This window comes from Pseudomonas sp. 05N433 (genome assembly GCF_056396925.1).
This window is the reverse complement of sequence record NZ_JBFTML010000020.1, coordinates 47319-65787: the sequence shown is the minus strand read 5'-3', so window position 1 is coordinate 65787 and position 18469 is coordinate 47319. Positions and strand designations below refer to the sequence as shown.

At 59.9% G+C, this 18469-nt stretch carries 16 protein-coding genes; 13 read left to right on the top strand and 3 right to left on the bottom strand.

Features of this window, described 5'->3' with window-relative positions:
• Positions 1 to 92: 92 nt before the first annotated feature.
• From AC1DIS_RS13295 to AC1DIS_RS13275, 5 genes are read left to right on the top strand one after another with little or no spacing between them, the layout of a single operon-like run.
• Positions 93 to 1058 (top strand): sulfonate ABC transporter substrate-binding protein, encoded by a 966-nt coding sequence (locus tag AC1DIS_RS13295; protein WP_477780914.1) that lies wholly within the window; start codon positions 93 to 95, stop codon positions 1056 to 1058.
• Between the two features lie 25 nt (positions 1059 to 1083).
• Positions 1084 to 2232, top strand: coding sequence for an FMNH2-dependent alkanesulfonate monooxygenase (gene ssuD, locus AC1DIS_RS13290; RefSeq protein WP_477743607.1), 1149 nt, complete (start codon positions 1084 to 1086; stop codon positions 2230 to 2232).
• Positions 2233 to 2241: 9 nt separating this feature from the next.
• Positions 2242 to 3024, top strand: coding sequence for an aliphatic sulfonate ABC transporter permease SsuC (gene ssuC / locus AC1DIS_RS13285; protein ID WP_428635441.1), 783 nt, complete (start codon positions 2242 to 2244; stop codon positions 3022 to 3024).
• Positions 3021 to 3827 carry an aliphatic sulfonates ABC transporter ATP-binding protein gene (ssuB, locus tag AC1DIS_RS13280; RefSeq protein ID WP_064621025.1) on the top strand — a complete coding sequence of 269 codons (807 nt, stop codon included), beginning with the start codon at positions 3021 to 3023 and terminating at the stop codon, positions 3825 to 3827. Before ssuC ends, ssuB begins: the two co-directional genes overlap by 4 nt.
• 34 nt (positions 3828 to 3861) lie before the next feature.
• Positions 3862 to 4077, top strand: coding sequence for a TOBE domain-containing protein (locus AC1DIS_RS13275; protein WP_003229256.1), 216 nt, complete (start codon positions 3862 to 3864; stop codon positions 4075 to 4077).
• A 95-nt stretch (positions 4078 to 4172) separates the two neighbouring features.
• On the opposite strand, the gene AC1DIS_RS13270 is transcribed toward AC1DIS_RS13275, so the two are convergent.
• The gene (locus AC1DIS_RS13270) at positions 4173 to 4808 is read right to left on the bottom strand and encodes a TetR/AcrR family transcriptional regulator (protein ID WP_064621024.1); all 636 of its coding nucleotides are present in this window, start codon (positions 4806 to 4808) and stop codon (positions 4173 to 4175) included.
• 205 nt (positions 4809 to 5013) lie between these two features.
• The gene (locus AC1DIS_RS13265; RefSeq protein ID WP_018928630.1) at positions 5014 to 6390 is read right to left on the bottom strand and encodes a glutamine synthetase family protein; all 1377 of its coding nucleotides are present in this window, start codon (positions 6388 to 6390) and stop codon (positions 5014 to 5016) included.
• 278 nt (positions 6391 to 6668) lie between these two features.
• Between AC1DIS_RS13265 and AC1DIS_RS13260 the strand changes: the two genes are divergently transcribed.
• The 8 genes from AC1DIS_RS13260 to AC1DIS_RS13225 all read left to right on the top strand — a co-directional run bounded on the left by AC1DIS_RS13260 (position 6669) and on the right by AC1DIS_RS13225 (position 15900).
• Positions 6669 to 7445, top strand: coding sequence for a gamma-glutamyl-gamma-aminobutyrate hydrolase family protein (locus tag AC1DIS_RS13260; RefSeq protein WP_064621023.1), 777 nt, complete (start codon positions 6669 to 6671; stop codon positions 7443 to 7445).
• 38 nt (positions 7446 to 7483) lie between these two features.
• On the top strand, positions 7484 to 8842 hold the full coding sequence (locus tag AC1DIS_RS13255) for a glutamine synthetase family protein (RefSeq protein WP_477780913.1): 1359 nt from the start codon (positions 7484 to 7486) through the stop codon (positions 8840 to 8842).
• 72 nt (positions 8843 to 8914) lie between these two features.
• On the top strand, positions 8915 to 10279 hold the full coding sequence (locus AC1DIS_RS13250) for an aspartate aminotransferase family protein (protein WP_018928633.1): 1365 nt from the start codon (positions 8915 to 8917) through the stop codon (positions 10277 to 10279).
• A 182-nt stretch (positions 10280 to 10461) separates the two neighbouring features.
• Positions 10462 to 11556 carry a polyamine ABC transporter substrate-binding protein gene (locus AC1DIS_RS13245; protein ID WP_018928634.1) on the top strand — a complete coding sequence of 365 codons (1095 nt, stop codon included), beginning with the start codon at positions 10462 to 10464 and terminating at the stop codon, positions 11554 to 11556.
• Between the two features lie 238 nt (positions 11557 to 11794).
• Positions 11795 to 12892: a polyamine ABC transporter substrate-binding protein gene (locus tag AC1DIS_RS13240; protein ID WP_064621021.1), complete on the top strand. Its 1098-nt coding sequence runs from the start codon at positions 11795 to 11797 to the stop codon at positions 12890 to 12892.
• A 61-nt stretch (positions 12893 to 12953) separates the two neighbouring features.
• Positions 12954 to 14096: an ABC transporter ATP-binding protein gene (locus AC1DIS_RS13235; protein WP_018928636.1), complete on the top strand. Its 1143-nt coding sequence runs from the start codon at positions 12954 to 12956 to the stop codon at positions 14094 to 14096.
• The gene (locus AC1DIS_RS13230; protein WP_018928637.1) at positions 14093 to 15013 is read left to right on the top strand and encodes an ABC transporter permease subunit; all 921 of its coding nucleotides are present in this window, start codon (positions 14093 to 14095) and stop codon (positions 15011 to 15013) included. The genes AC1DIS_RS13235 and AC1DIS_RS13230 overlap by 4 nt, the downstream gene beginning before the upstream one ends.
• Complete coding sequence (locus AC1DIS_RS13225) at positions 15010 to 15900, top strand: ABC transporter permease subunit (protein WP_476217278.1); 891 nt, start codon at positions 15010 to 15012, stop codon at positions 15898 to 15900. Before AC1DIS_RS13230 ends, AC1DIS_RS13225 begins: the two co-directional genes overlap by 4 nt.
• A gap of 142 nt (positions 15901 to 16042) precedes the next feature.
• Here the strand turns inward: AC1DIS_RS13225 and AC1DIS_RS13220 are convergent, their stop codons facing one another.
• Positions 16043 to 18445: a penicillin acylase family protein gene (locus AC1DIS_RS13220; RefSeq protein ID WP_477743608.1), complete on the bottom strand. Its 2403-nt coding sequence runs from the start codon at positions 18443 to 18445 to the stop codon at positions 16043 to 16045.
• Positions 18446 to 18469: the final 24 nt, after the last annotated feature.

The following is an 18469-nucleotide window of genomic DNA, read 5'->3' as shown; positions in this document are numbered from 1 at the left end:
CAAGCAACATCTGAATTTGAAGTACTCACCTTACTGGCCCGCTAACGGGCAAGCAGGTGCAGCCAAAACCCAACTGCAAAAAGGAGAGCGCCATGCGCCCTGTCATTTTGCGTCGTGGTCTGGTCGCTCTGTTTGCTGCGGCTGTGTCCTTCGGCGTCATTACTCAAGCCCAAGCCGAGACTTTGCGAATCGGCTATCAGAAATACGGCACCCTGGTGCTGCTCAAAGCCAAAGGCACTCTGGAAAAACGCCTCGCCGCCCAAGGTGTGGACGTGCAATGGACGGAGTTCCCCGGCGGCCCGCAACTGCTTGAAGGCCTGAACGTCGGCTCCATCGACTTCGGCGTCACCGGCGAAACGCCTCCGGTTTTCGCTCAGGCCGCGGGCGCCGATCTGCTCTACGTCGCTTATGAACCGCCAGCGCCCCACAGCGAAGCGATCCTGGTGCCGAAGGGCTCGCCGATCAAATCGGTGCAGGAACTCAAGGGCAAGAAAGTCGTGCTCAACAAAGGCTCCAACGTGCACTACCTGCTGGTGCGTGCGCTGGAAGACGCCGGCCTCAAATACACCGACATCCAGACCGTGTTCCTGCCGCCCGCCGATGCCCGCGCCGCGTTCGAGCGCGGCAGTGTCGATGCCTGGGTGATCTGGGACCCGTACCAGGCTGCCGCCGAACAGCAACTGCAAGCGCGCACCTTGCGCGATGGCAAAGGCATCGTCGACAACCATCAGTTCTATCTGGCGACCAAGCCTTATGCGCAGAAAAATCCTGAAGTGATCAAAACCCTGGTGGAAGAAGTGCGCGCGGTCGGTGAATGGTCCCGGGCCAATCCCGAGGACGTAACCCGACAGGTTTCGCCACTGCTCGGCCTGCCGGCGGACATCACCCTGACTTCGGTGAAGCGCCAGGGCTACGGCGCGCTGTTCCTGACCCCTGAGGWGGTCGCCGCCCAACAGAAAATCGCCGACAGCTTCTACCAGCTCAAGCTTATTCCCAAGCCCTTGAGTATCAAGGACGTGATCTGGACGCCACCGGCAGCCGTCGCCAAAGCGCCGTAATTCGATTCCCCAAGGAGACCACTCCATGAGCCTCAATATCTTCTGGTTCCTGCCTACCCACGGCGACGGCCATTACCTTGGTACCGCCGAAGGCGCTCGCGCCATCGACCACGGTTACCTGCAACAAGTCGCGCAAGCGGCGGATCGCCTGGGGTTCGGCGGGGTGCTGATTCCCACCGGTCGCTCCTGCGAAGATTCGTGGCTGGTGGCCGCCTCGCTGATCCCGGTGACCCAACGGTTGAAATTCCTCGTCGCCCTGCGCCCCGGGATCATTTCCCCGACGGTGGCGGCGCGTCAGGCCGCGACCCTGGATCGTCTGTCCGGCGGTCGTGCGTTGTTCAACCTGGTTACCGGTGGCGATCCGGAAGAACTGGCCGGCGACGGTTTGTTCCTCAGTCACGAAGAGCGCTATCAGGCCTCGGTGGAATTCACCCGCATCTGGCGCCGGGTACTGGAAGGCGAAACCGTCGATTACGACGGTCAGCACATCAGCGTGAAGGGCGCCAAGTTGCTCTATCCGCCGATCCAGCAACCGCGTCCGCCGCTGTATTTCGGCGGCTCTTCGGAAGCGGCGCAGGATCTGGCGGCCGAGCAGGTCGAAATGGTCCTGACCTGGGGCGAGCCACCGGCCGCCGTTGCCGAGAAAATCGCACAGGTTCGCGCCAAAGCCGCGAAGCGCGGGCGCACCGTGCGTTTCGGTATTCGCCTGCATGTGATCGTTCGCGAAACCAACGCCGAGGCGTGGCAAGCGGCGGATCGACTGATCTCTCATCTGGACGATGACACCATTGCCCGCGCCCAGGCTTCTCTGGCGCGTTTCGATTCGGTCGGCCAGCAACGCATGGCCGCTTTGCATGGCGGTAGTCGCGACAACCTGGAAGTCAGTCCCAACCTCTGGGCCGGTGTCGGTCTGGTGCGCGGCGGGGCCGGTACGGCGCTGGTCGGCGATGGTCCGACCGTGGCCGCCAGGGTGAAGGAATACGCCGATCTGGGCATCGATACGTTCATCTTCTCCGGTTATCCACACCTGGAAGAATCCTATCGGGTGGCCGAGTTGCTGTTCCCGCACCTGGACATCGAGCGCCCGGAACTGCCGAAAAGCGCCGGTTACGTCAGCCCGTTCGGCGAGATGGTGGCCAACGACATTCTTCCCAAAGCCGCGTCCCAGAGCTGAGGCGTGGCCATGAAGAAAACTATCCACAGCCTCGCACCCTGGGTGTTGCCGATTCTGTTGCTGGCGGTATGGCAGTTGTCGGTGTCGGCGGGCTGGTTGTCGACGCGGATTCTGCCGGCGCCCATCGCGGTGATCGAAGCCGGTGTGAGCCTGTTCCGCAGCGGTGAAATCTGGACTCACCTGGCTATCAGCGGCTGGCGCGCGGCACTCGGGTTCGCCATTGGCGGCGGCATTGGCCTGGCGCTGGGCTTTATCACCGGCCTGTCGAAGTGGGGCGAACGCCTGCTCGACAGTTCGGTGCAGATGATCCGCAACATACCGCACCTGGCGCTGATTCCGCTGGTGATCCTGTGGTTCGGCATCGATGAGTCGGCGAAGATTTTCCTGGTGGCGTTGGGCACGTTGTTCCCGATCTACCTCAACACGTACCACGGCATCCGCAACGTCGATCCGGCGCTGGTGGAAATGTCCCGCAGTTATGGCCTGTCCGGTTTCAGCCTGTTCCGTCAGGTGATCCTGCCGGGTGCGCTGCCTTCGATTCTGGTCGGAGTGCGTTTTGCCCTGGGCTTCATGTGGCTGACCCTGATCGTCGCCGAAACCATCTCCGCCAACGCCGGCATTGGCTACCTGGCAATGAATGCCCGGGAATTCTTGCAGACCGACGTAGTGGTACTGGCGATTCTGTTGTATGCCGTGCTCGGCAAACTCGCTGATCTCGCGGCCCGTGGACTTGAACGCGTGTGGCTGCGCTGGCATCCGGCCTATCAGGTTGCCAAGGGAGGTGCCGCATGACGGCTCAACAACCTCCACGCCTGCTGCGCGGAATCCCGCTGGCAGTGCGCAAGCTGCAAAAGACCTTCGGTTCGCGGCAAGTGCTGCGTGAAATCGACCTGCACATTCCTGCCGGGCAGTTTGTGGCGGTGGTCGGGCGCAGCGGTTGTGGCAAAAGCACCTTGTTGCGCTTGCTCGCCGGTCTCGACAAACCTACGGCTGGCGAGTTGTTTGCTGGCTCCGCGCCGCTGAGTGCCGCCCGGGAAGACACCCGGCTGATGTTCCAGGAAGCGCGGTTGCTGCCGTGGAAGAAGGTCATCGACAACGTCGGTCTCGGGCTCAAGGGCAACTGGCGGCCGCAAGCACTGGAAGCGTTGGAGTCGGTCGGCCTGGCGGACCGCGCCCACGAATGGCCGGCGGCACTGTCCGGTGGCCAGAAGCAACGCGTGGCCCTGGCCCGCGCGCTGATCCATCAACCGCGCCTGYTGTTGCTCGACGAACCGCTGGGCGCACTGGATGCCCTGACCCGTATTGAAATGCAGCAACTGATTGAACGGCTCTGGCAGAAGCACGGTTTCACCGTGTTGCTGGTGACCCACGACGTCAGTGAGGCGGTGGCGATTGCCGATCGGGTGATTCTGATTGAAGAGGGCGAAGTCGGCCTCGACCTGGCAGTGGAATTGCCGCGCCCTCGGGTTCGCGGCTCCCATCGGCTGGCGGCGCTGGAAACCGAAGTGCTCAACCGCGTGCTGTCGGTACCCGGCCAACCGCCGGAACCGGAACCTGTTTCACCATTGCCCACGCAATTGCGCTGGGCTCAATAACGTTAAAACTCATCCAACGACAGGAATCAACATCATGACTATCAAAGCCATCAACGTTCGTAACCAGTTCAAAGGCTCGATCAAGGAAATCGTGCTCGGCGACGTCCTCTCGGAAATCGACGTGCAGACTGCCTCCGGCATCGTCACTTCGGTGATTACCACTCGTTCGGTGAAAGAGCTGGAACTGGTGGTCGGCAGCGAAGTGATCGCGTTTGTGAAATCCACCGAGGTGTCGATCGCCAAGTTGTAAGTGCGTGCGCCAACAACAACCCCGGAGGGTGTGAGCCCTTCGGGGTTTTTTATGCGTGCAGTGGTAGTGGTGGTGTATTCGAAGGCCGCGATCTTTTAAAGCGCTACGCGCTTGGGCAGGTACGGCGGCAAATACAGCCCGAGGTAGGCATCAAACACCCGCATCCCTTCTTCAGCCATGCGCGGTGTGATCTGCCCATGTTGCTGCACCGAGCGCGCATACACTCGATCTCCCAGCTCCATGGCCAGGGCAAACACATCGACATCTGTCGGCAGCTTTGGCAGCTCGAAGTGATGGTCGAACAGTTTGTGCATCAGGTCGCCGAGTTCGATGTCGTGCTGGCGGTCAGCCTGGGTGACTTCGGTCAGGCCGTGCTGGGCGAGGATGAGTTGGCGGGCAGCGGCGTCTTCGTCGTAGATGTCGAGCATGCGTTGCTCCACCAGTCGCGACAGATCGCGCCAGCCGTTGAGGGCGTGGTGGTCGATGGGCGCTTGCAGGCAAGCACGGAACGCGGCGTGGACGTCGGCGGTCAGGGCTTCGAGCAGGGCCGGGACGCTGGCGAAAAAGTGGTAGACGGAGGAGGGCGGGATCTCTGCGCGTTCAGCGACGCTGTAGATCGACAGACTGGCCACGCCCTCGGCGGCCAGCAGCGTGCGGGCGGCATCGAGTATCGAATCGATCCGGGCCTGGCTGCGTGCGCGGGGTTTGCGTGGGGTGGCGAGTCGGGTCATTGAAGTCTCCTGCAGGGCAGCGGGCATTGTACGAGCAGGTTTCTTTGTTGTCTGCCAGGACGCTTTCGCGGGCAAGCCTCGCTCCTACAGGGGCGCCGATCGACATGGGCTTGTAGGAGCGAGGCTTGCCCGCGAACCGCCGCAGGCGGCCATAAAAAAACGCCGCAGGCGGTAAGGCCGGCGGCGTTGTATTTACAGCAACCGTTTACACGGTATGCAGGTACCAGTTGTACTCGAGGTCGGAGATGGAGTGTTCGAACTCCTCCAGCTCGCTCTCTTTACAGGCGACGAAGATATCGATGTATTTCGGATCGATGTACTTGGCCATGACTTCGCTGTCGTCCAGCTCGCGCAGTGCATCGCGCAGGTTGTTCGGCAGGCTTTGCTCGTTCTGCTCGTAGCTGTTGCCTTCCACGGGCGCGCCCGGCTCGATCTTGTTGACCAGGCCGTGGTGCACGCCGGCCAGGACCGAGGCCATCAGCAGGTACGGGTTGGCATCGGCGCCAGCCACACGGTGTTCAATGCGCACGGCATCGGAGGAGCCGGTTGGTACGCGAATCGCCACGGTGCGGTTGTCCAGGCCCCAGCACGGCGAGTTCGGCACGTAGAACTGCGCGCCGAAACGACGGTAGGAGTTGACGTTCGGGCAGAGGAAAGCCATCTGCGCCGGCAGGGTCTCGAGCACACCGCCGATCGCGTGACGCAGTGCGGCGTTCTGCTCGGGATCCTCGCTGGCAAAAATGTTTTTGCCATCTTTATCAAGAATCGAGATGTGGACGTGCAGACCATTACCCGCCTGGCCTGGATATGGCTTGGCCATGAAGGTGGTGTCCATCTCATGGTCGTAGGCGATGTTTTTGATCAGACGCTTGAGCAGCACCGCGTAGTCGCAGGCCTTTATAGGGTCGGCCACGTGGTGCAGGTTCACTTCGAACTGCGCCGGGGCGCTTTCCTTGACGATCGCGTCGGCAGGGATGCCTTGCTCTTTCGCACCTTCCAGAATGTCCTGGAGGCAGTCGACATATTCATCCAGATCGTCGATCAGGTAGACCTGGGTCGAGTGCGGACGTTTGCCGGAGATCGGCGAGCGCGGCGGTTGCGGGCGACCGTTCACGTTTTCCTGGTCGATCAGGTAGAACTCCAGTTCGAACGCGGCGCAGATGGTCAGGCCCATCTCATCGAACTTGGTCACCACTTGACGCAGGACTTCGCGCGGGTCGGCGAAGAATGGTTCACCTTCGAGTTCGTGCATGGTCATTAACAGTTGCGCAGTCGGGCGCTTCTGCCAGGGCTCATTGCACAGGGTGTCGGGGATTGGATAGCAGATTCGGTCAGCATCGCCGATGTCCAGGCCCAGGCCGGTGCTTTCCACCGTCGAGCCATTGATATCCAGAGCAAATAGAGAGGCCGGCAGGTTGATGCCTTTCTCGTAAACCTTGTGGAGGCTGGTGCGTTCGATGCGCTTGCCGCGCACCACACCATTCATATCCGCAATCAGAAGGTCAACGTACAGAACCTCAGGATGTTCCTTAAGGAACGCGTTCGCTTCGTTAAGCTGAACGGCACGCGGGGGTACCGACATGATGCAACACCTTTGTTGTTAAAAATATCAATCATTGATCTTTTCAGATTCCAGTCAACCCGAACGGCATGCCGAAGTCAAGCGAGGCCTTTTTTGCCCTAAAAAAGCGCTCGCAAGGCTTTTTTGAGGCACTTTGGGGCGTATTTTTGTCTTCTGACGTCTTGGCTCCCGCGGGCTTGAGCGGGCCGTGTTGTATTTTTTACGGGGGTGTTGTGTAAAAAAATGAACAAGGCTAAGCTCGATTCAAACCCATAACAGCAATAATACCGGGGTGCTTCATGTCTCGCCTGCCGTTAATCGGCGTCACCGCCTGCTCAAAGCAGATCGGTCTGCATGCTTATCACATCAGTGGCGACAAATACGTACGCGCCGTGGCTTCAGCTGCCAAAGGCCTGCCGTTGATTCTTCCATCCCTGGCAGATCGACTGGCGCCGTCCGATATTCTGGACGCTCTGGACGGCATTCTTTTTACAGGCTCTCCTTCTAATATAGAACCGTTTCACTACAACGGCCCGGCCAGCGCGCCGGGTACTGCTCATGATTCTGCACGCGATGCCACCACTCTCCCGCTGATCCGCGCCGCTGTCGAGGCTGGCGTTCCCGTGCTCGGTATCTGCCGCGGCTTCCAGGAAATGAATGTGGCATTCGGTGGCAGCCTGCATCAGAAGGTCCACGAGGCCGGTCCCTTCATGGACCACCGTGAAGACGACAGCCTGCCGCTCGAAGGGCAGTACGCCCCCAGTCACCCGGTGCACGTCCAGCCGGGCGGTGTACTTGCGGGGCTGGGCCTGGCGAGCGACATTCAAGTCAACTCGATTCATGGTCAGGGCGTCGAGCGGCTGGCGCCGGGCCTTCGTGTGGAAGCTGTGGCGCCCGATGGGCTGATCGAAGCGGTCTCTGTAATCGAAGGCAAAGCTTTTGCTTTAGGCGTGCAATGGCATCCCGAATGGCAGGTAAGCTTGAATCCTGACTACCTTGCGATTTTCCAGGCATTTGGCGATGCCTGCCGCAAGCGCGCATTACAACGCGACGCCGATGCGTCAAACAACGCCTGACTTATAAAAGTCAGGAAACTCAAGCCTAAGAGGCATTTATGAGTAACAACCTCGACCAGCTCACCGATTGGTTGAAAGACCACAAGATCACAGAAGTCGAATGCATGATTGGCGACCTGACCGGCATCACCCGGGGCAAGATCTCGCCGACCAATAAGTTCATCGCCGAAAAAGGCATGCGCCTGCCCGAAAGCGTTCTGTTACAGACCRTGACCGGCGACTATGTCGAAGACGACATCTATTACGAACTGCTCGACCCGGCCGACATCGACATGGTCTGCCRCCCCGACCAGAACGCCGTGTTCCTGGTGCCCTGGGCCATTGAACCCACCGCCATCGTGATCCACGACACCTACGACAAGCAGGGCAACCCGATCGAGCTGTCGCCGCGCAACGTGCTCAAGAAGGTACTGAAACTCTACGCCGACCACGGCTGGCAGCCGATCGTGGCGCCGGAAATGGAGTTCTACCTCACTAAGCGCAGCGATGACCCGGACTACCCGTTGCAACCGCCGATTGGCCGTTCCGGTCGTCCGGAAACCGGTCGCCAGTCGTTCTCCATTGAAGCGGCGAACGAATTCGACCCGTTGTTCGAAGACGTCTACGACTGGTGCGAATTGCAGGAGCTGGACCTCGACACGTTGATCCACGAGGACGGCACTGCGCAGATGGAAATCAACTTCCGTCACGGCGATGCCCTGTCCCTGGCCGACCAGATTCTGGTGTTCAAACGCACCATGCGAGAAGCCGCACTCAAGCACAACGTGGCGGCGACCTTCATGGCCAAGCCCATGACTGGCGAGCCGGGCAGTGCCATGCATTTGCACCAGAGCATCATCGACATCGAGACCGGCAAAAACGTCTTCTCCAATGAAGACGGGACCATGAGCCAGCTGTTCCTCCATCACATCGGCGGTTTGCAGAAATTCATCCCTGAGTTGCTGCCGCTGTTCGCGCCCAACGTCAATTCGTTCCGCCGCTTCCTGCCGGATACCTCGGCACCGGTGAACGTGGAGTGGGGCGAAGAGAACCGCACCGTGGGCCTGCGGGTTCCGGATGCCGGGCCGCAGAACCGTCGGGTGGAAAACCGTCTGCCGGGTGCCGACGCCAACCCTTACCTGGCCATCGCCGCCAGCCTGTTGTGCGGCCTGATCGGGATGCTCGAAGGGCATAACCCGAGTGCCCCGGTGGTGGGGCGTGGTTACGAGCGGCGCAATCTGCGCCTGCCGTTAACCATCGAAGACGCGCTGGATCGTATGGAAAACAGCAAGACCATCGAAAAGTATCTGAGCAAGAAATTCATCACAGGCTACGTCGCGGTCAAGCGGGCCGAGCATGAAAACTTCAAGCGCGTGATCAGTTCGTGGGAGCGGGAGTTCCTGCTCTTCGCCGTCTGATGCGCCGGGCGCGACAAGGGGCGTGATTGCCCTCTGACGTCGCGCCGTCACTGCAATCCAAGGAGAATTCGCATGACCAGCAACAACCCGCAAACCCGTGCATGGCAAACCCTGAGCAATGATCACCACCTGGCCCCGTTCAGCGACTTCAAGCAGCTGAAAGAGAAAGGCCCGCGGATCATCACCAATGCCAAGGGTGTTTACCTCTGGGACAGCGAAGGCAACAAGATCCTCGACGGCATGGCCGGTCTGTGGTGCGTCGCGATCGGCTATGGTCGCGATGAACTGGCCGATGCCGCCGCCAAGCAAATGCGCGAACTGCCTTATTACAACCTGTTCTTCCAGACCGCTCACCCGCCGGTGCTGGAGCTGGCCAAGGTCATCGCTGAAATCGCGCCTGAAGGCATGAATCATGTGTTCTTCACCGGTTCCGGTTCCGAAGGCAACGACACCATGCTGCGGATGGTTCGCCACTACTGGGCGATCAAGGGCCAGCCGAAGAAGAAAGTCATCATCAGTCGCAAGAACGGCTATCACGGCTCCACCGTGGCCGGCGCGAGCCTGGGTGGCATGACGTACATGCACGAACAGGGCGATTTGCCGATCCCGGGCATCGTCCACATCGCCCAACCGTATTGGTTCGGTGAAGGCGGTGACATGACGCCACAAGAGTTCGGTATCTGGGCGGCCAATCAGCTGGAAGAGAAGATTCTGGAAATCGGCGTCGACAACGTCGGTGCCTTTATTGCCGAGCCGATCCAGGGCGCCGGCGGCGTGATCATTCCGCCAGACAGCTACTGGCCGCGCATCAAGGAAATCCTCGCCAAGTACGACATCCTGTTCGTGGCCGACGAGGTGATCTGCGGTTTCGGTCGTACCGGTGAGTGGTTCGGTACCGATTTCTACGACCTCAAGCCCCACATGATGACCATCGCCAAAGGTCTGACGTCCGGCTACATCCCGATGGGTGGCCTGATCGTGCATGACGATGTGGTCGAGGTGCTCAACGAAGGTGGTGATTTCAACCACGGTTTCACCTATTCCGGGCACCCGGTGGCCGCGGCGGTGGCGCTGGAAAACATCCGCATCCTGCGCGATGAGAAAATTGTCGAGCATGTGCGAGCAGAGACGGCACCTTATTTGCAGAAGCGTCTACGGGAACTGAACGATCACCCGTTGGTGGGGGAAGTGCGTGGGGTCGGTCTGTTGGGGGCTATCGAGCTGGTTCAGGACAAGGCCACTCGCAAGCGTTACGAAGGCAAGGGCGTCGGCATGATCTGCCGGCAGTTCTGCTTCGACAACGGCCTGATCATGCGCGCGGTCGGCGACACCATGATCATTGCTCCGCCACTGGTGATTACACCGGCTGAAATCGACGAGTTGGTGACCAAGGCGCGCAAGTGCCTGGACCTGACCCTGAGTGCGTTGCAGGGCTAAGTGCTAGGCTCTGAGCGAGGTGCAATGTCTGCACTTCGCTCAGTGCAAACAAAGGATGGGGCTTTCCTTGAAAGCCTGCCTTGGATCTTGCCAGACTAACGGTTGTTCGGATGCCCTGTAACAGGCTGCTGAGCACGTGGTTAAAAAGAAAAACTGGAGCATTACCCATGAAGGCATTAGGTATGAAGATAACTGGCAAGACCCTCCTCGCCATGTCCCTGATGGGCGTGATGGCGGGCGCCGTTCAGGCCGACGATAAAGTGCTGCACGTGTACAACTGGTCCGATTACATCGCACCGGACACCATCGCGAACTTCGAAAAAGAGTCCGGGATCAAGGTGGTGTACGACGTATTCGACAGCAACGAAACCCTGGAAGCCAAGTTGCTGGCAGGCAAGTCCGGTTACGACGTTGTCGTACCGTCGAACAACTTCCTCGCCAAGCAAATCAAGGCCGGTGTTTACCGGGAGCTGGACAAGTCCAAGCTGTCCAACTACGGCAACCTGAACAAATCACTGCTTAAAGCGGTTTCCGTCAGTGACCCGGACAACAAACATGCCTTCCCTTACATGTGGGGCTCGATCGGGATCGGTTACAACCCTGAGAAAGTCAAGGCAGCACTGGGCGTCGACACGATCGATTCCTGGGACACCCTGCTCAAGCCTGAAAACATTGCCAAGCTTAAGGGCTGCGGCGTGAGCTTCCTGGATTCGCCGACCGAAATGCTGCCGGTCGCCCTGCATTACCTGGGTCTGCCAACCGACAGCCAGAAGAAAGAAGACATCAAGAAAGCCGAGGAGCTGTTCCTCAAGATTCGTCCTTCGATCACCTACTTCCACTCCTCGAAGTACATCTCGGACCTGGCCAACGGCAACATCTGCGTAGCCGTCGGCTATTCGGGTGACGTCCAGCAAGCCAAGTCCCGTGCTGCCGAAGCCGGTGACAAGGTGAAAGTCAGTTACGCCATTCCAAAAGAAGGCGCTGGCAGCTTCTACGACATGGTCGCAATCCCCAAGGATGCGGAAAACGTCGAGGGGGCCTACAAGTTCATGAACTACCTGCTGCAACCGAAAGTAATGGCTGACATCACCAACGCCGTGCGTTTCCCTAACGGTAATGCTGAAGCCACCCAGTATGTGAGCAAGGACATCACTTCGGATCCGGGCATCTATCCGACTCCTGAAGTACAGGCCAAGCTGTATGCGATCGCTGATTTGCCAGCCGCAACCCAGCGTGAACTGACCCGCAGCTGGACCAAGATCAAATCCGGTAAATAAGTAATAAACCCTGTAGCAGCTGCCGAAGGCTGCGTTGAGGTCCGAAGGACCTCCGCTTTTCGACAGCACAACTGCTTCGCAGTTGAACGCAGCCTGCGGCCGCTGCTACAGGATCTTCATAAAGTTTGCTGGAACGGTTTTTCGAGGGTAAGTTGCGCGCCGGTTTTGTTGTCAGGCAGCCATGGCTGTCATGTAGCGCGGGGCAACTTGGGCCCAACTAATTTTAGAGGACCTCCACTTGCCTGTTTTTTCTTTGTTGCGCAATGCCCTGCTGGTCGGCGCCGGGCTGACGCTTGCCGTCAGTGCCCAGGCCACCGGCACGGTGCATATTTATAACTGGTCGGACTACATTGGTGAGACCACCCTGGCCGACTTCCAGAAAGACGCCGGTATCAAGCCGATTTACGACGTATTCGATTCCAACGAAACCCTGGAAGGCAAATTGCTGGCCGGGCGTACCGGTTACGACGTGGTCGTGCCGTCCAACCATTTCCTTGGCAAGCAGATCAAGGCCGGCGCTTTCCAGAAGCTCGACAAGTCTAAGCTAGGCAACTATTCCAACCTCGACCCGGTGTTGCTCAAGCGCCTGGAGCAGAACGATCCGGGTAACCAATATGCCGTGCCGTATCTGTGGGGCACCAACGGCATCGGTTACAACGTCGACAAGATCAAGGCTGTGCTGGGGCTCGACAAGATCGACTCCTGGGATGTGGTGTTCGAGCCGCAAAACATCAAGAAGCTGCACAGCTGCGGCGTCGCGTTCCTCGACTCCGCCGATGAAATGATGCCCACGGTCCTCAACTACATGGGCCTGAACGCCAATAGCACCAACCCCGAAGACTACAAAAAGGCCGAGGCTAAATTGCTGGCGGTGCGGCCTTATGTGACGTACTTCCACTCATCCAAATACATCGCGGACCTGGCCAACGGCGATATCTGCGTTGCGATCGGTTTTTCCGGCGACATGTTCCAGGCCAAGGCCCGCGCGGCTGAAGCCGGTAAAGGCATGAACATCGCCTACTCGATTCCAAAAGAGGGCGGCGCGCTCTGGTTCGATATGCTGGCGATCCCCAAGGATGCGGCCAACGTCAAGGAAGCCCACGCCTTCATCAACTATTTGCTCAAGCCTGAGGTAATCGCCAAGGTCAGCGATGCCGTGGGCTACGCCAACCCAAACCCTGGGTCGGACAAACTGATGGAACAATCCATACGCACTGACGCGTCGGTTTATCCGCCGCAAGCGGTCCTCGACAAGATGTACGTGTCCATCGAGTTACCGCCGAACATTCAACGTTTGATGACGCGCAGCTGGACCAAGGTCAAGTCGGGCAAATAGCGTCAACCTATCCAGGTTCGCCACATTGAGCGAACTGCAAATTCTGTTGGGAGTTTCGTAAATGGCAGTTGCCTCCGGCGCCTATAAGAAAGCCCTCGAGGGCGACCAATCACCTAAACAGGTGTTGGTCAAAATCGACCGGGTCACCAAAAAGTTCGACGAGACGATTGCCGTGGACGACGTGTCCCTGGAAATCAAGAAAGGCGAAATCTTCGCCTTGCTCGGCGGCTCGGGTTCGGGCAAATCCACCTTGCTGCGGATGCTGGCAGGTTTCGAACGGCCCACGGAGGGGCGCATTTTCCTCGATGGCGTAGACATCACTGACATGCCGCCGTACGAGCGGCCGATCAACATGATGTTCCAGTCCTACGCCTTGTTCCCGCACATGACCGTGGCGCAGAACATCGCTTTCGGCCTCAAGCAGGACAAGATCCCGACGGCCGAGGTCGATGCCCGCGTGGCCGAGATGCTCAAGCTGGTGCAGATGAGCGAGTACGCCAAGCGCAAACCGCATCAGCTGTCCGGTGGTCAGCGTCAGCGCGTGGCCCTGGCGCGTTCGTTGGCCAAGCGGCCGAAGCTGTTGTTGCTCGACGAACCGATGGGCGCGCTGGACAAGAAGCTGCGTTCGCAAATGCAGCTGGAACTGGTCGAGATCATCGAACGCGTCGGCGTAACCTGCGTCATGGTGACCCACGACCAGGAAGAGGCCATGACCATGGCCGAGCGCATCGCGATCATGCACCTGGGCTGGATCGCCCAGATCGGCAGCCCGATCGACATCTACGAAACCCCGACCAGCCGCCTGGTCTGCGAATTCATCGGCAACGTCAACATCTTCGAAGGTGAAGTGGTGGACGACGCCGAGGGCCATGCACTGATCACCTGCAAGGATCTGGACCGCAACATTTACGTGGGTCACGGCATCAGCACCTCGGTGCAGGACAAGTCCGTTACTTACGCAATCCGTCCGGAAAAACTGCTGGTGACGGCCGAAATGCCGACCTGCGAACACAACTGGTCCAGCGGCAAGGTGCACGACATCGCCTACCTCGGCGGCCATTCGGTGTTCTACGTCGAACTGCCGAGCGGCAAGCTGGTGCAGTCCTTCGTCGCCAACGCCGAGCGCCGTGGCCAGCGCCCGACCTGGGGTGACCAGGTTTACGTGTGGTGGGAAGACGACAGCGGCGTGGTACTTCGCTCATGAACATGCGCAAACTCAAACGCCGGCTCAATCGAATACTTCCCGGTGGCCGTCAGCTGGTCATCGGGGTTCCGTTCATCTGGCTGTTCATGTTCTTCATGCTGCCGTTCTTCATCGTCCTGAAGATCAGCTTCGCTGAAGCCGACGTGGCCATTCCGCCGTACACCGAGATCTACACCTTCGTTGACCAGAAACTGCAGGTGCTACTCAACCTGGCCAACTACGCGATGCTGGGCGATGACGAGTTGTACATCGCCGCTTACCTAGGCTCGCTGAAGATGGCGCTGTTCAGCACCATCCTCTGCCTGCTGATCGGCTACCCGATGGCCTATGGCATTGCCACCGCCCGCAAAGAGCTGCAAACGGTGCTGGTGCTGCTGATCATGATGCCGACCTGGACCGCGATCCTGATCCGCGTGTATGCGTGGATGGGCATCCTCAGCAACAACGGGCTGCTCAATGGTTTTCTGATGAGCATGGGCTGGATCGACGAGCCGTTGCAGATCCTCAATACCAACCTGGCGGTTTATATCGGGGTTGTTTACTCCTATCTGCCGTTCATGATCCTGCCGCTCTACGCCAACCTGGTGAAACACGATCACAGCCTGCTGGAAGCCGCATCGGACCTCGGTTCGAGCAACTTCAACAGCTTCTGGAAGATCACCGTGCCGCTGTCGAAAAACGGCATTATCGCCGGCTGCATGCTGGTGTTCATCCCGGTGGTGGGGGAGTTCGTGATCCCGGAACTGCTCGGTGGTCCGGAAACCCTGATGATCGGTAAAGTGCTCTGGCAAGAGTTCTTCAACAACCGCGACTGGCCGGTGGCGTCTGCCCTGGCGGTGGTGATGCTGGCAATCCTGATTGTGCCGATCATCCTGTTCAACCGCAGTCAGGCCAAGGAAATGGAGGGTAAAGAATGAAGCGCTTCCGTTTCTCGAACCTGATGCTGGTGCTGGGTCTGCTGTTCATCTACGCGCCAATGCTGATCCTGGTGATCTACTCGTTCAACGCCTCGAAACTGGTAACGGTGTGGGGCGGCTGGTCGATCAAATGGTATGTGGGCCTGCTCGACAACACGCAACTGATGGGCTCAGTGGTGCGCTCGCTGGAAATCGCTTGCTACACGGCGATAGCGGCGGTGGCATTGGGGACGCTGGCGGCGTTCGTGCTGACCCGCATCACCCGCTTCAAGGGCCGCACACTGTTTGGCGGCCTGGTTACCGCACCGCTGGTGATGCCGGAAGTGATCACCGGTCTGTCGCTGTTGCTGCTGTTCGTGGCCATGGCGCAGATGATCGGCTGGCCGCAGGAGCGCGGCATCGTCACCATCTGGATCGCTCACACCACATTCTGTGCAGCGTATGTGGCGGTGGTGGTGTCGGCGCGCTTGCGTGAATTGGATTTGTCCATCGAAGAAGCCGCCATGGACCTCGGTGCGCGGCCATGGAAAGTGTTCTTCCTGATCACCATTCCGATGATCGCGCCGTCACTGGCGGCCGGCGGCATGATGTCGTTTGCCTTGTCGCTGGATGATCTGGTGTTGGCGAGCTTTGTGTCCGGGCCAGGCTCCACGACCCTGCCGATGGAAGTGTTCTCGGCGGTGCGCCTGGGCGTGAAGCCTGAGATCAACGCCGTGGCCAGCCTGATTCTGCTGGCGGTGTCGCTGGTGACCTTCCTGGTCTGGTTCTTCAGCCGTCGCGCCGAAGAAAGCCGCAAACGTGCGATCCAGCAAGCCATCGAGGAAGCCGCTGCCGACTCCTGGAAACAACCGGACGTACGTCGGGCGCAGGCACCGGAAGCGGCTTAAAACTGCTGCCGATCAAAAGATCGCAACCTGCGGCAGCTCCTACAGTGGAATGTGAATCCCGTAAGAGTTGCCGCAGGCTGCGATCTTTTGACTTTATGGCCCAGAATTTTGTGGCGAAGGCGTCAGCCCGGCCAGAAAAAATCTACCGCGCCGGCAACAGCTTCAAGGTGCTGCGGGTATTGGCCATCACTTCTTCCTCATTGAAATTCGCCTGGTAATAAACCCCTTCGATATACGCCTCGGCCTGGTCGGCATAGTGGCTGTCGAACGGCACGCCGCTCTGGCCCACCGGGTTGATGGTCAGGCTATGGGCCGGGTCGGCGAAGTCGATCAGCCGCCGGGTCGACGGGCCGTAGGTCACGGGCCACGGCGCCGAGCCGATCTTGGCCGAGAGGTTGTTCGGTACTTCGTGGGTGCCGGGTGCCGCGAATGGGCCAACGTTGAAAATCTGGTCCAGGGGCTTTTGCATCCCCAGCGGATGGCCGTGGGTCAGGGTGTGCGCCTTGCCCCACTGCCATTGCGCGGAATCGGCGCCAAGGGTGGCTTTGAGATGAGCCATGCTCGCTTGCCAGGCCACCTTGACCGTATCGGCGCGGGTTTCCTTGCCAGGGGTGTTGCGATTGTCCCACCACGGCGAGTCGGCGGAGGCCGCCAGGCGCGGCAGCGCGGCATCGATCACCCGGGTCGGGAGCAGCGTTTCGAAGAAGTCATTGCCCAGTTCATCGTGCATCGTCGCGTCGGCGAGGTTGAACAGAAACTGGTTGAACAGGGTGGCGCTGATGGAGTCCAGTGGGTAATCGCCGCTCCACTGCGCCAGTTGCTCCACCAGTTTGAGTTCGGCCGGGTCGCTCACCACTTCACGCAGTACCGGCAGCAAAGGCGCCAGCAAGCGCGGCCCGTAGGCGGTGGTCGTACCCAGTTGCAGCTTCTGGTTGGCCGCGTTGTCCCACTTCACGTTCTTGTCGCTGAGCTGGCGATTGAGCTGCTGCCCGCGATCGGCGAGGTTGTAGTAGCCGGGAATTTCCATGCCGGTCGGCGACACCGGTTGGAAGTTGGCCGAGACGATGTAGCCCCGCGCCGGGTTTTCTTCCTGCGGGTTGGCACTGAACGGGTAAAAACCTTCCTTGTCCGCCTGAGGGGTGCTGCCGTCGAGGATGAAACCGGGCTTCACCCCGGCCGGACGCTTGGGCAGCAACGCCGAGGCCCACCAGCCGATGTCGCCCTTGGCGTTGGCGTAGACGATGTTCAACCCTGGAGCCTGAACCTTGGCGGCCGCGGCGCGGGCCTTGGCCAGGGTGTCGGCGCGATTGAGCTGGTAGAAGCCGTCAAGGATCGGATTCGGGGTTTCGAGGAACGCCCACCACATGGCAACCGGCGTCTTGCCGGCGGCAGTGCCAAGCGCATCGTTGACGATCGGGCCATGGGGCGACTGGCGCAGCGTCAATGTGACCGGTGACTGGCCTTTCACTGCGATCTGTTGTTCGGTGGTGACCATGTCCACCCACTTGCCGCGATACCAGACCTGGTTCGGGTTGTCCGGGTTGACCTTCTCGGCGATCAGGTCCAGATCGTCGTTCTGGAACATCGTCAGGCTCCAGCCGAAGTCCAGGTTGTGGCCGAGAAATGCAAACGGCACCAGCGCCTGATGGTAGCCATACAGCTCGAAGCCTGGCGCCGACAGGTGCGCCTCGTACCACACTGACGGCACCGAGAAGCGTATGTGCGGGTCACCGGCCAGCAGCGGCTTGCCGCTTTTGCTGCGGTTGCCGGAAATCACCCAGGCGTTGCTGCCTTCGAATTGCGGCAGGCCGTGGTCGGCCAGAGCCTGCTCACTCAGACGGGCAAGGGCGTTCAGGTCTTTCCAGTCACTGGCGGCGAGGACCGGCGCGGGGCTGGGGCGCCTTTTGGCCAGCAGGCCCTTGGGCTGCCAGTCGAGGTCGAAGATGTTCAGGTAATCGGCGCCCAGTTGGTCACGCACGTAAGTCAGCAAGGGTTCGGTGCGAAACGCCGCGGCAAAGCTGTAGGCCATGTAGCCGGCGATGCTGATGCTGTCTTCGGCGGTGAAAGGGCGCTTGGGGATTCCCAGCACGTCGAACTCTACTGGCGCGGCGTGGCTGTCCTGATATTGATTGATGCCGTCCAGATAGGCTTGCAGGGCCTTCCACGCCGGCGACTCACGATCCAGCGCGGCCACGTAACTGTCAGCACGTTCGCGGATGCGCAGGCTGCGAAACAGTTTGTCGGTGTCGAGCAGTTTCGGGCCGAGGACTTCGGCCAGCTCACCACGGGCCAGGCGCCGCACGGCTTCCATCTGGAATAGTCGGTCCTGGGCCTGCACGTAGCCGAGGGCGCGGTAGAGGTCGGTTTCGTTTTCGGCGCGGATATGCGGCACGCCGCGCTCGTCGTAGCGCACGGTCACTGAGCCTTGCAGATGCTGCAACGCCACCTGGCCCTGGCGCGTCGGTTGTTTGCTGTACACATACCAGCCGCCCCCGGCGGCGAGCGCGACGATCAGCAAGGCAAGTACGGTCAGGACGCGTTTCATGGTGGCTCCTTGTTCTTTCGGGAT

Bases quoted from the DNA above. Each gene is read 5' to 3' on its own strand.
- ssuD (WP_477743607.1), top strand. From the start codon at position 1,084: ATGAGCCTCAATATCTTCTGGTTCCTGCCTACCCACGGCGACGGCCAT.
- AC1DIS_RS13245 (WP_018928634.1), top strand. From the start codon at position 10,462: ATGAAGATAACTGGCAAGACCCTCCTCGCCATGTCCCTGATGGGCGTG.
- AC1DIS_RS13260 (WP_064621023.1), top strand. From the start codon at position 6,669: ATGTCTCGCCTGCCGTTAATCGGCGTCACCGCCTGCTCAAAGCAGATC.
- AC1DIS_RS13235 (WP_018928636.1), top strand. From the start codon at position 12,954: ATGGCAGTTGCCTCCGGCGCCTATAAGAAAGCCCTCGAGGGCGACCAA.
- ssuC (WP_428635441.1), top strand. From the start codon at position 2,242: ATGAAGAAAACTATCCACAGCCTCGCACCCTGGGTGTTGCCGATTCTG.
- AC1DIS_RS13265 (WP_018928630.1), bottom strand. From the start codon at position 6,390: ATGTCGGTACCCCCGCGTGCCGTTCAGCTTAACGAAGCGAACGCGTTC.
- AC1DIS_RS13275 (WP_003229256.1), top strand. From the start codon at position 3,862: ATGACTATCAAAGCCATCAACGTTCGTAACCAGTTCAAAGGCTCGATC.
- AC1DIS_RS13225 (WP_476217278.1), top strand. From the start codon at position 15,010: ATGAAGCGCTTCCGTTTCTCGAACCTGATGCTGGTGCTGGGTCTGCTG.
- AC1DIS_RS13250 (WP_018928633.1), top strand. From the start codon at position 8,915: ATGACCAGCAACAACCCGCAAACCCGTGCATGGCAAACCCTGAGCAAT.
- AC1DIS_RS13220 (WP_477743608.1), bottom strand. From the start codon at position 18,445: ATGAAACGCGTCCTGACCGTACTTGCCTTGCTGATCGTCGCGCTCGCC.
- AC1DIS_RS13270 (WP_064621024.1), bottom strand. From the start codon at position 4,808: ATGACCCGACTCGCCACCCCACGCAAACCCCGCGCACGCAGCCAGGCC.
- AC1DIS_RS13230 (WP_018928637.1), top strand. From the start codon at position 14,093: ATGAACATGCGCAAACTCAAACGCCGGCTCAATCGAATACTTCCCGGT.